At 30.2% G+C, this 14997-nt stretch carries 7 protein-coding genes; 3 read left to right on the top strand and 4 right to left on the bottom strand.

Annotated elements, in window-relative coordinates; translation table 11 throughout:
- The first annotated feature begins 14 nt into the window (after positions 1–14).
- Genes VJY32_RS06935 through fucP form a run of 3 tightly spaced genes read left to right on the top strand, consistent with a single transcriptional unit; the run spans position 15 to position 6489 of the window.
- Positions 15–1808, top strand: a complete 1794-nt coding sequence (locus VJY32_RS06935; RefSeq protein ID WP_353677180.1) for an L-fucose isomerase — start codon at positions 15–17, stop codon at positions 1806–1808.
- Positions 1809–1860: 52 nt separating this feature from the next.
- A complete protein-coding gene (locus tag VJY32_RS06930; protein WP_353677179.1) occupies positions 1861–5178 on the top strand; it encodes a glycoside hydrolase family 38 N-terminal domain-containing protein in 3318 nt (1105 codons plus the stop codon).
- 42 nt (positions 5179–5220) lie between these two features.
- On the top strand, positions 5221–6489 hold the full coding sequence (fucP, locus tag VJY32_RS06925) for an L-fucose:H+ symporter permease (RefSeq protein ID WP_353677178.1): 1269 nt from the start codon (positions 5221–5223) through the stop codon (positions 6487–6489).
- Between the two features lie 3 nt (positions 6490–6492).
- Here fucP and VJY32_RS06920 read toward each other — a convergent pair whose 3' ends face one another.
- The 4 genes from VJY32_RS06920 to VJY32_RS06905 are packed head-to-tail and all read right to left on the bottom strand — an operon-like array spanning position 6493 to position 14703.
- Positions 6493–8712 carry an alpha-L-fucosidase gene (locus tag VJY32_RS06920; protein WP_353677177.1) on the bottom strand — a complete coding sequence of 740 codons (2220 nt, stop codon included), beginning with the start codon at positions 8710–8712 and terminating at the stop codon, positions 6493–6495.
- A 7-nt stretch (positions 8713–8719) separates the two neighbouring features.
- Positions 8720–10150 carry an alpha-L-fucosidase gene (locus VJY32_RS06915; protein WP_353677176.1) on the bottom strand — a complete coding sequence of 477 codons (1431 nt, stop codon included), beginning with the start codon at positions 10148–10150 and terminating at the stop codon, positions 8720–8722.
- Between the two features lie 18 nt (positions 10151–10168).
- Positions 10169–12436, bottom strand: a complete 2268-nt coding sequence (locus VJY32_RS06910) for a glycoside hydrolase family 20 protein (RefSeq protein ID WP_353677175.1) — start codon at positions 12434–12436, stop codon at positions 10169–10171.
- A 17-nt stretch (positions 12437–12453) separates the two neighbouring features.
- Positions 12454–14703, bottom strand: coding sequence for a family 20 glycosylhydrolase (locus VJY32_RS06905; RefSeq protein WP_353677174.1), 2250 nt, complete (start codon positions 14701–14703; stop codon positions 12454–12456).
- Positions 14704–14997: the final 294 nt, after the last annotated feature.

Raw genomic sequence — 14997 nt, 5'->3', positions numbered from 1 at the left:
AATAGAGGTGATTTATGATAGCTGATAGCAAATTCATTTATCGTTTAAAAGGAGAACCTCCTAAGGTTGGAATAAGACCTGTTATTGATGGAAGAAGAGGTGGAGTAAGAGAATCACTCGAAAACCAAACCATGCAAATGGCAAAAAATACTGCTAAACTAATTGAAGAAAATTTACGTCATCCTAACGGGATGAAAGTTGAGTGTATAATTCCAGAGTTTTGTATTGGAGGAGTTGCAGAAGCTGCTGAATGTTCGGAATTATTCAAAAAAAATAATGTTGGAGTTTCAATAACTGTTACTCCATGTTGGTGTTATGGAACAGAAGTTATGGATACAGAGCCATTAATTCCAAAAGCAGTATGGGGATTTAACGGCACAGAAAGACCGGGAGCAGTTTATTTGGCTGCTGCTCTTGCAGGTTATAATCAATTTGGATTTCCAACTTTTGGAATTTATGGCAAGGATATTCAAGATAAAGATGATGAAGCAATTCCAGATGATGTGAAAGAGAAATTATTATTATTTACAAAATCGGCTTTAGCAGTATCAGAAATGAGAGGTAAATCATATTTGTCACTTGGCTCAGTTTCAATGGGAATAGCAGGTTCAATTGTTGACACTCACTTCTTTAAAGAATATCTGGGAATGAGAAATGAATTTGTTGATATGAGTGAAATTATCAGAAGAATTGACAATAAAATTTATGATGAAGAAGAATTTAAAGCTGCATTACACTGGGTAAACAAATATTGTGTTGAAGGCAAAGATTACAACATTGAAAAATCGACACAGGAAAGAAAAAAATATGAATGGGAAACAGTTATTAAGATGACAATGATAATACGGGATTTAATGATTGGAAATAAAAAGCTTGCTGATTTGGGTTTTATTGAAGAATCAAATGGACATAATGCTATTGCAGCTGGATTTCAGGGACAAAGACAATGGACCGATTTCATGCCAAATGGTGATTTTACAGAAGCTATTCTTAATTCATCTTTTGACTGGAATGGAATTCGACAACCATTTATTGTAGCAACTGAAAATGATAGCTTGAATGGTATTGCAATGTTATTTGGTAATTTATTGACTAATACAGCTCAAATCTTTTCTGATGTTAGATCCTATTGGAGTCCTGATGCTGTTAAAAGAGTTACTGGTAAGCAACTTAAAGGATTAGCCGAAAATGGTTTTATTCATTTAATTAATTCAGGTTCATCTGCATTAGATGGTTCAGGCAAACAAAAAATAAATGATAAACCCTCTATCAAACCTTTCTGGGAAATAACAAATCAAGAAATGGAAGATTGCTTAAAGGCTACAAAGTGGTGCCCAGCCATTAAAGAGTATTTTAGAGGTGGTGGTTTTTCCTCTCAATTTTTGACCGAAGGAGGAATGCCTGTAACTATGAGCAGGATTAATTTGATAAAAGGATTGGGACCTGTATTACAACTTGCAGAAGGATTTACAGTTGAATTACCCAAAGATGTAGATGAAGTTTTGCAGGAAAGAACTAACCCAACATGGCCTACTACATGGTTTGTTCCTAATTTGACAGGAGAGGGAGTTTTTAAAGATGTCTATTCAGTAATGCTTAATTGGGGTGCTAATCATGCTGCAGTATCTTATGGTCATATAGGAGATAAATTAATAACACTTGCATCTATGTTGAGGATTCCTGTTAACATGCACAATGTTTCAAGAGAGAGAATTTTTAGACCAAGTGTTTGGGGTGCTTTTGGTACTTCTGATTTGGAAGGAGCTGATTTTAGAGCTTGCAAAAATTTTGGTCCGCTTTACCGTTAATGTGCATCAATTGATATTTAATTTAATACAAAATTTATTGAGGTAAGTTATTATGCTTTTTAGAATATTGTTTTTATTGATTATGCCGTTGTATGTAAGTTATGGACAAACATTAGTTAATGGTTTTAATAAATCTATATCAGGTTCAGAAATTGACTATCATTCACCTCATCCTTATGTTAAAAGAGCTTTGATTTCAAGAGCAACCGATGGTAATATGGCTATTAACTGGCAAACAGATTTTATCCCGGAAACGAGTAGTGGTGATTTGGTATTTGTCTGGTTATCTGGATTGGGTTGTAATTTAGGGGAACAACCTTTTACTTTATATCTTAATAATGATTCACTTTTAACTTTCTATTCATGGGATAAAGATAACTGGTCGGTCTCAGGTGTGAATAATAGTCAATTAACTTTTAATGGTATTATGGTAGATAAAAGTGGTGATCGATTTGGTATTATGGAATTGAAAATTGATCGAGGTAATATAAAACCCAAAAGCCAGATTAATCTTACTATAAAAGGACATAAGATGGGTAGTAAGGCTTGGGTAATGGTCTATAAATATCCATTAAAAAATGAATTGTTAGTTAAACCAATACCTGCGTTAGCAAAAATAAATGGCAAATTAAAACAACCAGTTCAAATTACTTTTGTCTTTTTAGATAAATTAAGTCCTGTATCAATAAAATATCTTACTGGAACAATTGATACAATAGCTTCTTATGGAATCAATAATTATGAAATATTTTTGCCACAAACAAATGATGTAAAAACTGAAGAAATAAAAATATTCTTTCAAGATAAAACATTAGCTTATACATATGTTAGAACTCCTGTTAAACATTTCGAAATTTTTTTAGTGCAGCATTCTCATACAGATATTGGATATACACGACCACAGCAGGAAATTTTAGCAGAACATCTACGATATATTGATCTCGCACTAGATTATTGTGACTTAACAGATAATTATCCCGATGAAGCAAAATTTCGTTGGACCTGCGAAGCAAGTTACCCGGTTAAAGAGTATTTACAAAGCCGCTCACATGAATATATTAATAAATTAAAAAAGCGAGTAAAAGAAGGAAGAATTGAAATAACAGCTCTCCCTTTTAATTTTGGTGAAATTCTTGATGAGAATATGCTAATTGCCTCACTACAACCTTTGAAAACAATTATTAGCTCAGGATTTTCTGTTTCCACTGCCATGCAAAATGATGTTAATGGTATTGCGTGGGCTTATGTTGATTATTTAAGTAAATTAGGCATAAAATATGTCTCAATGGGAATGCATCCGCATCGTGCATTAAGACCTTTCAATTATCCAACTCCTTTTTATTGGGAAACATTCTCGGGCAATAAATTACTTGCATTTAGAGCTGACCATTATATGAGTGCAAATTTCATTTCTAATCCTTCAGGTGATGTTAAATATATTGAAGATGAATTGTTCAAGTATGTCGAAAATTTACTAAATAGTGGATATCCCTTTAATGAAATTGAAATGCAATTTAGTGGATATCATACAGATAATTCACCTCCATCGATAAAAGCATGTGAGATTGTAAAACAATGGAATGATAAATACGAATCGCCTCGTCTTCGATTAGCTACAATTTCCCAATTTCTTAATATTATTGAAAAAAAGTATTCGAAAGAATTAAAAGTATATAAAAAGGCCTGGCTTGATTGGTGGACAGATGGATTTGGTTCAGCACCAAGAGAAACTGCAGTTGCATTGAAAACACAAAAACAATTATTAGCTACACAGGGAATTCTTTCTCTTGCAAGATTAAATAAAATTAATATTCCTCAAGTATTATTGAATGATTTGCATGATATTCAAGAACAATTGCTTTTTTATGGTGAACATACATTCGGAGCAGCAGAAAGTATTTCTGAACCATTCTCTAAAAATTCTATTGAACAATGGTTAACTAAATCTTCATTTTCATGGCAGGCTCAATGGAAAACATATTTATTAAAACAAAAATCGCTTAGTTTATTTTTGCCTTATCTTGAAAAATCTAAGGATAATTGTAAGATATATATCTTTAATACATCTAATCATAAAAGATCAGCTTATGTTGATGTTTTTGTAGATAAACAATTTATTCCTTTGTCCAAATCTTTTTCATTAATTGATGAAAATGGAAAAGAAATTAAAGCGGAAATAATTAAACAAATTGCAGAGGGATTATATATAAAAATTTTTGCTGAAGATGTCCTTCCAATGAACTGGAAATGTTATAATTTGTTACTAAAAGAAAATACAATAAAGAGTAATCTGTCATCGGAAAAAAGTAATATACTTGAAAACGAATATTATTACATTGAAATTGATAAAAATACTGGTCAGATAAAACATCTCATTGACAAAGAATATAATCTCGAATTAGTAGATGACAAAGCCTTCGGGGGTTTTGGAATGTTAGTAAAAGAATTCTTGTCCGATAGACATAATATGGAATTATATAAGAAGGGAGAAGCTAAACAATCAAGTTTATCTATTGTATCATTGGAACCTTTAAGTGAGAATTCATTCTGGAAGAGTATCAAAATTAATGGATATACAGTTGATAGTGAATTAGTTGTGATTGATATAAGATTATTAAAAAATGTTAAGAGAATAGATTTGGTTTACCAGATTCAAAAAAAGAGAATTTTAGAACCGGAAGCATTATACATTAGTTTCCCTTATAAATTACAGGAAGGTAAGATTTACTTTAATTTACACGGAAGTCAATTGTTAGCTTCTGTTGACCAATTAGAGGGAACATCTAATGACTGGAACACAGTGCATAATTATGTAAGTGTTCGCAATAAAAATTATCAAATAATTTTATCATCGCCGGATTGCCCTCTGATGCAGTTTGGAAATATAAATACAGGGAGATATAATCCATTGGCAAAATTAGAAACTACGCACATATTTGCATGGCCTTATAATAATTACTGGACAACAAATTTTAAAGCATGGGAAGAAGGGGAGCTGAGCTGGCAATTCTCATTTACTTCATCAATTGATACATCTACCACATATGCAGAATTATTTGGTGAAAATATTCAATTACCTATGATTGGATTTATAGTGCCACCGTCAAACTCTGATAAAAAAGGAATATTACATGATAATAAATTTTCATTCTTAGATATATCGAATATCGTAGTTTCTATGATTTGTCCTCTCGAAGAAAATAATGATATTCATGTAGTACTAAGAGAAACAGGTGGTAAAAAAGTTAGCATTAAGATTCCCAAAAATTATTATGTTTATTCATCCGATGTTTTAGGAAGAATTAAAAAAAGAATATTTACGATTGACCTCAACCCTTATGAATCAAATTTTATAGTTATAAAAAATTGACTATTTGTTTGCATAATATTATAAATTTTTCATAAAAGAAATATGAGTAATCTAATACCGAAAAAGAATTTATTGCCGTTTATATTAGTCACAAGTTGTTTTGCCTGGTGGGGGTTGGCTAATAATATGACGGATACTTTATTAGCTGCTTTTAAGAGAATTATGAGTATGTCAGATTTTCAGACATCATGGATTCAAATTGCTTTTTATGGAGCTTACTTTTGTTTAGCATTACCTGCTGCAATTTTTATAAAAAAGTTTAGTTATAAGTCAGGCGTATTATTAGGATTAGGACTTTATATTATTGGAGCATTATTATTTTATCCAGCGAGTAAATCAATGAATTATTATCATTTTCTTTTAGCACTTTATATTCTCGCAGGCGGGCTATCAATATTAGAAACTTCAGCTAATCCTTATATAATTGCAATGGGTCCTTCTGAAACGGGAACTAGGAGATTAAATTTAGCTCAATCCTTCAATCCAATTGGTTCAATTTCAGGAATTTTTATAAGTCAGCTTTTTATTTTGAGCAATTTGAATAGTGCTTCTGCTGCAGAAAGAAAAATGATGTCTCAAGAACAATTGACAAAAATTCAAGCACAAGAATTGGAAGCAGTGATGGGGCCTTATGTAGGAGTTGCATTAATTCTTGTTATAATCTGGATATTAATTGCAATAATAAAAATGCCAGCCGGCTCTGATGAATCTACAAATCTTGAATTAATTAAAACATTAAAACGTCTATTGAAAAAGCAAAATTACTTAAAAGGTGTAATTGCACAATTTTTTTATGTAGGAGCACAAATTGGAGTGTGGTCTTTTACAATTAGATATACAATGAAAGAACTGAACTTGAATGAGAAAGATGCTGCAACATATTATTTAGCTTCGTTGATTTTATTTGGTGGATTTCGATTTCTTTGCACAGGTCTTATGAAATATTTACATCCAAGTAAATTATTATCACTGTTATCATTTTTTGCAATTTTGTTGACCAGTATAGTAATATTTTCTGGTGGAATTATTGGAGTTTATGCATTGGTACTAATCTCAGCCTGTATGTCATTGATGTTTCCTACAATATTTGGATTAGCAATAAAAGATTTGAAAGAAGATACTAAAATTGGAAGTTCTGGATTAATAATGGCAATATTAGGAGGGGCAGTTTTAACTGCAGTTCAAGGTTTTGTATCAGATTTCACGGGAAGTATTAATACATCTTACATAATACCATTAATTAGTTTTGTAATTATTCTTTATTATGGTTTATCATTTTTGAATAAATCTGAGATTCTAGAAAATATTTAATAATTATTCGATTGTAATTTCATCAATAAATAACCAGGCTTTATCACCTTTACCAATGTGCCAGTCTGGACAAATTCCAATGTTTTTTGCTTTTAATCTTACATATCTGCATTTAATTTCTTTAACAGCAACTTCGTAATTTTTTATCAGGATTTCATTATTGTTTTGATTTTCTTCTTTATATGTATAAATATTTTCAAAAATATTTCCATCTAATGAGACTGAAAAATTAATTTCTTCAGGAAGAAATATATAAGCTAAAATATCTCTCAAAAAATTTACTGATACTTTTTTGATACTTTTAATGCTTCCTAAATCAATTATAATATCAATATCGTTTCCGTGATATCCCTGCCATCTTCCGTCATTGAAATGCCTGCTTCCATAAATACCATCAACTACTGAATATAATCCACCACCTGAATATTGACTGCTGAATTCCAAATTATTGATTATATCATATTTTGCTTTATAGAATGTTTCTGTGATAGAAAGACTTCGTTTCCCACTTTCTGAAACTGCATATGCAGTTATACTTGTTGATTTATCAATCTTAAATTCTTTATTATATTTTTTGAAAGATTTATCTGAATTGAGTTTATAATAGATAGTAGATTTTTTTTGGTCTGATGAAATCTTAACAGTTGTACTGTCTCTGAAAATTTTTTCTTTAGATTCTATTGTAACTTCTGGTGGAGTTAAATATAATCCAAAAGAAGAGAGTGTTGGATTGGTTCTCGATTGTTCAATTATTATTTTTATTTTATTTGTTGTTACTTCCGGGAATTTTAATAATCTTTTATATCCAACAGTTGTTCCATCAGTTAAAAATTTCCATGAATTATCACCCCAGTACTTAATTTGAAATTTTTCTATGCGTTGGCCAACTAAAATATTTTCTTGAAGCATTGCACAATTAAAGGTTATTTTTCGTGGAAATTGTAGCTCAATCCATGCAGTTGATATCGAATCGTCTGTAGTCCAATATGTTTCATATTTGTCATCAAGAATATTTTGTATTTTGTATTTATTGGTCTGATTCGAAACAATAATTTTAGAATTTTTTGCAAGATTGTTCTTAAAGGTTTTATCTAATAAATATCGTAATCCTCTTAAACTTTTAATATCGTTTTTGTGAATTAGCCCATTTTTATCTGGAGGAACATTTAATAAAAGAACTCCATTAAGTCCAACTGAATTAAAATATATATCAAATAATTTGTAAGGAGTTTTGACAAAGTCATCATCTTCTTTATGATAAAACCATCTGGGGCGAATAGATACATCAATTTCAGCAGGATACCAGATTAGTGAAGAAGCTTTTAATATTTTTTCTCTGCTTCCTAAATCTTCATCGGTTAAATCCTTAGGAACAAATGCACCATCAAGAACTTGTTGTTGAGAATTAGCAGCAATCTCTTCTAAATTCATTAATGAGCCTGGCAATACACTCCATTCAGTTTTTCTTCCATAACCTGACTCTGTTCCGACCCACCTTACATCAGGTCCCATAATTGCAATTACTGCATTGGGTTGTAATTTACGAATTAGTTCGTAGTAAGAATGCCAGTCGTAAATTTGTTTTTTCCCATTTGGTCCTTCACCACATGCTCCATCAAACCAGACTTCAGAAATTTCACCATAATTTGTTAGTAATTCAGTTAATTGATTTTTGAAAAATTCATTGTATTCATTTGTGCCATAAGATTTTTCATGGATATCCCATGGAGAAAGATAAATGCCAAATTTTAATCCTTCTTTTTTACAAGCCTCAGAAAGTTCTTTAACAATATCTCCTTTGCCATTTTTATATGGAGTTCTTGAAATATTATAATCAGTAAATTTAGATGGCCATAAGCAAAATCCATCATGATGCTTGGCAGTTAGAATTATCATTTTTATACCAGCATCTTTAAAGACCTTAACCCATTGATTACAATCAAGCATTGTGGGATTAAATTTTGTAATATCTGCATCTTTCAATCCCCATTCTACATCCATAAATGTGTTAATGCCAAAATGAATGAATCCAATAAATTCAAGTCTCTGCCATTCAAATTGTCTTTTCGAAGGAATTACATTAGCAGCTTTTCTAATAATATCTTCTTGACTATCTGAAGGAAGAATTATTTTGAAATTTTCTGGTTTTTCTATATCAAATTTTTGAGCTGATAAATTTGTATGTAGGAAGCTTATTAAAAATATTAAAATTATCTTTTTCATTTTTCTATCATGAGTTTATTATTTTAATTGTTAATGCAAATTTATATTGATTATTCAATCTTATTTCTTCAGGTATAAAAATTATAGTTTGGTTATTTCTTATAATCCAGCTCAGATTTCTATTATCTCCAAGAATTGAAATTGATGATACATCTTTTGGAATAAATTTATTTAGAACAATTTTATCGGGCAATGTTGTTTCGTTTTCTTTAACTAAATAGAAAAGATAATTGATTTTATCTGATTGTTTTGTAAAAAATATATTTTCTTCTTGATAAGGATAAAGCGGAGATGTATTGTAAATTGCTTCACCATTTATTTTTATCCATTCGCCAATTTCATAAAGTCTTTTATATGCTTCTTCTTCAAAGTCACCGTCTGGTTTTGGACCAATGTTTAATAAAAAATTACCACCGCGTGCAACAATTTTAATTAAAGAAGAAATTAGTTGACTCGTTGATTTATATTCCAAACCGGGTTCGTATGACCAGCTTGGTGTCATTGGCATACAGGTTTCCCATGGATAGGGAAGTACTTTATCTGGTATTTGATTTTCTGGAGTAAGATAGTTTTGATATATTCCTGGAACGGCACGGTCAACTACTATTAAACCTGGTTGTTTTGCTCTTGCTTTTTTAACAAGTACTGGCATATCAATATCTTGATTTTGAATTCTGTAGATATTAAAGTTTGCTCGTTTTCTTTCTTCATTCAGCTCTTCTTCGGTATAACTTCGAACCCAGCATCCATCGAGCCATAGAATATCTATTTTGCCATAATCTGTCATTAATTCTTCAATTTGGTTGTGTGTAAATTCAACGAACTTTTGCCATCGCTCGGGATATTTTTTGATATCATAATTTACATTACGGTCTGGAGTAGCAAATCTTCGCCACCAATAAAAATCTGAGTGCCAATCAGGTTTGGAGAAATAAGCTCCTATCATAAAATCTTGTTTGCGAAATTCATCAAATAAGACTTTGGCAATATTTGCATTTGGATTTTTATGAAATGGACATTTGATGCTTGTAATTTTATAATCAGTATATTTTGAATCGAACATGCAAAAACCATCATGATGTTTTGTAGTAAATACAAAATATTTCATACCAGCATTTTTTGCAGCTTCAGCCCATTTTGCGGGATTAAAATTAATTGGATTAAATGTTGTGTATAAATTTTCATACTGTCTTTTGTATTCACAATAATCATCAATTTTTCTTTTGCACCATTCTTCATCTTCTGAACAAAGTGACCACGATTCAACAATTCCCCATTGACTTGATGGTGCCCAGTGAATCAGTAATCCGAATTTTAACTTTTTCCATTCTTCTAATTTTGAAAGAACCAGAGGGTCGGATTCTGGATAATATTCTTTTATTGCTTTGGAAATTTCTACTGCACCAGCATGCAGATATTCTTTTTTTTCTTCGCTCATAGTATATCCTTTGAAAATTTATTCGATTATTATTTCATCTGTAAAAATCCAGGCTTTATCAGGATAACCTGGATGCCATCTTGGGCATGTTTTGATACTCGTTGCTTTAATTTTTACAAACCTTGTTTTAACTGAGTTAATTTGGCAAGTAAAATCTTTTATGAAAGCATGTATTGGCGATTCTAATTCTTTTCTTGTTGCTGAGATTGTATTTGGTATAACTGAAATTGTATTGAAATTATTTCCATCTTTTGAGATACTTATTTCAACTTTTTCTGGTAAAAAAATCCATGAAAAAACATTTTGTAAAAATGCAATACTAATTTTTCTTATGGTTTGATTTTTTTGGAGGTCAACAATTACTTCCATATCATTTCCTTCATAACCAACCCAGTTAAAAAGATGATCTTCATCTCCTCGCAAACCATCAGTTAATGATTTTTTCCTGTTAGCTGGGTATTTCCAATTTGGTTCAGTCAGAAAAATAACAGGCTTATTTAATGCGATTGGATTATACATTGTCTTTGAAAGAATTGATTTATAACGCGAGATATAAATTTCTGCAGTTAAACCATGTTCATGTATAAATACATTATTTAAGTCTTTTATTGTATTTTCAAATTCATTAAGTAAAGATATTATGAAGGGATTGGTTTCATATTTGTTTTTATTTTTTTTAATCACCAAAATATTATTATCCTTTGCCGTAGCTTTGGCTTGTTCTAGTTCTGCATAAATAAGTGGAAGCCTTGCAATTTTTACTCTTTTAAGAAAATCTTCCTGGTCTTTAACAGTTTTTTCAGCTTCATCAAAAATTTTTTTATATCTTTTCATTAGCTCGGGGGTTAGAAAATAATTCATTTGGACTACTGGATTGCTATAAATCCATAAATCATGACCGGATTTTATTAATTCGTTACGCATTAAGTCTATGTATTCTCTTATGTGCTCCCCTGCCGGTCCGTAATATCCATAAAGAAAATCATTCATTACGGAATCAACATTGGTATTTGGGTCCCATAAAAGTTTGGCAATTAAATAAGTTCTTAATTCTCCAAATTCTGTTGCACAGCGTTTACCAGCACCTTGCTGGAATATCATTTTTATATTATGTTTTACAAATAATTGAATATTTGGTTGAAGAACCTGAAAATTAGGAAATGGACTAATTAAATTTGAAAACTGAACAACATAATCCCATAGAAAAATATTATCTGTGATTTTAGACCATTCTATTAAATCATTTACAAAGCTTGCACTGTTTGGATCAACATCTAGAGGTTTAGTACGATTACATTCTATTGAACACAGCATAATGTTTACATTTTTTTCTGGCTTTATATTTTTAGGTGCTTTTCTGCTGTATTGATAAGCTAATGTGGAAATGATTTTATCCGGAAATTCTCTTGCAATTTTGTTTACAAAATTTATAATAGAACCGGAAGGAGAACCTTCTTGCTCATCAATCTTACTGCATTCAGGGCATTGACAATAAGAGTAATTATCGTTTTGCGATACTGACCATATTTTTGCTTGTGGATTTTCTGTCATTCTTCTTCTTAATTCATTAATTACAATCTTTAGTACTTCCGGGTTGCTTAAACATAATTGTTCACGTACTCGAATATTTCCACGCAAAGCAAAATATTCAGGATGTGAATCAAAATATTTATCTGGAGGAACTAAAGTTTGAAATGTATGAACAAACATTCCCCATTGTTTTTTATCATGAGAATCAACTAACTTGTGCCACCTGCAATATTCATCTTTTGTTGTTTCATAATAATGAATATCTCTGTATTCAAATGCAGGATTTTCCAGAGTATTTATTTGGGGCAATGTAATTGTTGATTGATATGGAATTATTTGAACAGAAGCAGAATACATTCTGCAATTGAGATATTTTTCTAAAAATGAATAAACTGCGTTAAGCGTTCCTTTTTCCTTACCACCAATAAAATATAATTTTTCACCTTCTGTTTTTATTATAAAACCATCATATTTTATTGAAGAATTATCAATGTGAACTGAACGATTGTTTTTGCCAATTATAATTTCCTTTGTCTGCATTGGTTGAGCATCGCTAACAATAGGTATGATAGCACCAGATATTTTTTCAATATATTTTTTTAGTTCTTGAGCAGTAAGAGAATCCCAGTGTGAAGCAGAATCAGAAAGAACAATTTGATATTCGCTTTTACCATTGACAGTAAGATTTAATTTCTCCGTTTGTGCAAATAAAGTTAAGCTAATAAAAAAATAAATTGGAAGTATTTTGTAATTCATTTTTTATATCATAAAAATTATTCTACAATAATTTCATCAATAAATAACCAGGTTTTATCTCCAGCTCCTGGATGCCAATCCGGGCATTTTTTTATATTCTCAGCAAATACTTTTATGTATCTTACTTTTTCATTATTAAATTCTGCAGCAAAATCTTTTATGAGTATTTCAGATGTTTTTTGTGGTATCTCATTAATAATTACTTTTTTGTTATTAAAATTAATTCCATCTTTTGACAGAGATATTTCTACTTTATTAGGCAGGAATATCCACGAGTTTACATTGAGAAAGAATCTTGGTATGATACGATTAATTTCTTTTTCTTCTTTCAAATCTATAATAACTTCAAAATCTTTTCCTTCGAATCCCTGCCATAGACCATCGTGAAAATCATTAGTCCCTCTAATCCCATCAATAAGAGTTTGATTCCCATTTGCTCTGTATCGTGAGTCATATTCATTTAAGTAATTAACATTTCCTTTTAATGCTTTGTGAAGTGCAAATGAGAATTCAATTTTTTTATTTATAAAGTGATTGCCTAAAAATCCTCCAATTGTTACCCTTGTTGATTTATCAATTATAATTGGTTCTTTATAAAGAAAAGAATTTGTATCAGGTAAAGTGCCATTTAGTGTATATCTTATCTGTAAATTTTTTTGATTGGGTGTAATTGTTAAAATGAATTTATTATTTGCATCATCATAATTAATATTATATGTAATTATTTTTGATTCTCTACCGTACTGAATTCCCATTGCAGTTAAATCAGAATAAGTTGCTTGAAGTCTCTGATAAAAATTTTCATAGTTTTTATTTTGTTTAGATGACCAGAAAACTTCTGAGAGAGCTAAAATTCTTGGAAATAGTTTACTATCTACAGTCTCTTGAGGAGCATACTCTGTCCATAAATTTGCTTCTCCACCAATTATATATTTTTTTTCTTTTTCTGTTAATTCTTCTGGAATGGGTTCAAAAGAATAAGCGGTTTGCAAATCAAGATTGTCGGGGTCATAATTTAAATAAGTATAAAAAGTTGGAGAGCAAATTGTGTAATGATTTTGTTTTGCTGCTTCAATAGCTCCTTTATATCCCTGCCATGATTGAACAATTGCTCCTTTAGCTAATCCACCTTCGAGAATTTCATCCCAGCCAATAGCCTTTTTATTTTTTGATTCAAGATAATTTACTATCCTTTGAACGAAATAGCTTTGAAGTTCATGTTCATCTTTAAGTCCTTCTTTTCTCATTCGTTCTTGACATCTTGGACAGGCTTTCCATCTGTCTTTTAAAACTTCATCTCCCCCAATGTGAATATATTTACCTGGGAATAATTCAATTACTTCGTCAAGAATATTCTGTAAAAAATAAAATGTAGAATCTCTACCAGCACAATAAACATCTTTCATAACTCCCCATAAATTTGTCACTTCGAATGGCCCACCAGTACATGAATTTTCCGGATACGAAGCTAATGAGGCAAGGCAATGACCCGGCATTTCAATTTCAGGGACGATATTAATAAATCTGCTTTTTGCATATTGTACAATTTCTTTAATATCTTCTTGTGTGTAGTATCCGCCGTATATTGAGCCATCTGCTTCTTTTCTCCATGCTCCAATCTCAGTTAATTTGGGATATCTCTTGATTTCAATTCGCCAACCTTGATCATCAGTAATATGCCAGTGCAAAGTGTTGAATTTATAATAAGCCAGAATGTCAATGTATCTTTTGATAAAATCTTTTGTCATAAAATGTCGGCTGCAATCTAAATTTAATCCTCGCCATGTAAATCTTGGTTTGTCTTCAATAGTGCAACATTGTAGGTTTACAGTTGAACAATTTTTATTAGCTTTAATTTCTGGAGGGATTAATTGGAAAATTGTTTGCAAACCTCTAAATAATCCAGTAGTTGAATTTGCAATTAGCTTGATTTGATTTCTTGTAATATTAAGTTTATATGCCTCATCATTTTTTATTTTGAATGATTTGTCTAATTCAAAGATAATTTTACTGTCAATAGATCTCTTTGCTGGTTTTGATGATGAAAGTTGAATACCCGTAAATTCTTTTATCTTTTCTATGAAATAATTTTTAAGAAAATCATCTTTACAGATTAGTATAGTTTCTGAAGTCAACGAAAATGAGCCATTTGTTATTTGAACTTTTTCAGGATAGGGTATTAAATTTAATTTAACTTGTGATGCATCAACCTTGATTTGTTGAGTTATAAAGAATAGTAAAAATGTAAATAAAGTTAAAAATTTCATGTCTTATATCCCCATGTATATTTTTAATAAAAATAATCTAAAGAAATTTATTAAATAAGTTTTAAAAAAACATAAAAATTTCTTTGATATTTTGGTTAAAATTCTTTAGAATAGTTGTTATAAAAATATAGTATTTTTTAGTAAAATAAAAACATAATTGTTTTCAATCAAATTCTGTTAAATAAACAAGATATCATAAGTATTATTTGATTTTAATTCAAATTAATTTTGGATTATATGAGTAGCTTGATATGATAATTTAACTTAATTAATAGTTCTCAATAATACAGCAGG

Source organism: Rosettibacter primus (assembly GCF_036860675.1).
GTDB lineage: Bacteria > Bacteroidota > Ignavibacteria > Ignavibacteriales > Melioribacteraceae > Rosettibacter > Rosettibacter primus.
The sequence above is the reverse complement of the archived record's forward strand: the minus strand, read 5'-3'. Positions and strand labels throughout refer to the sequence as shown.

Coding starts and splice junctions, on each gene's coding strand:
- VJY32_RS06935 (WP_353677180.1), top strand. CDS start 15: ATGATAGCTGATAGCAAATTCATTTATCGTTTAAAAGGAGAACCTCCT.
- VJY32_RS06930 (WP_353677179.1), top strand. CDS start 1,861: ATGCTTTTTAGAATATTGTTTTTATTGATTATGCCGTTGTATGTAAGT.
- fucP (WP_353677178.1), top strand. CDS start 5,221: ATGAGTAATCTAATACCGAAAAAGAATTTATTGCCGTTTATATTAGTC.
- VJY32_RS06920 (WP_353677177.1), bottom strand. CDS start 8,712: ATGAAAAAGATAATTTTAATATTTTTAATAAGCTTCCTACATACAAAT.
- VJY32_RS06915 (WP_353677176.1), bottom strand. CDS start 10,150: ATGAGCGAAGAAAAAAAAGAATATCTGCATGCTGGTGCAGTAGAAATT.
- VJY32_RS06910 (WP_353677175.1), bottom strand. CDS start 12,436: ATGAATTACAAAATACTTCCAATTTATTTTTTTATTAGCTTAACTTTA.
- VJY32_RS06905 (WP_353677174.1), bottom strand. CDS start 14,703: ATGAAATTTTTAACTTTATTTACATTTTTACTATTCTTTATAACTCAA.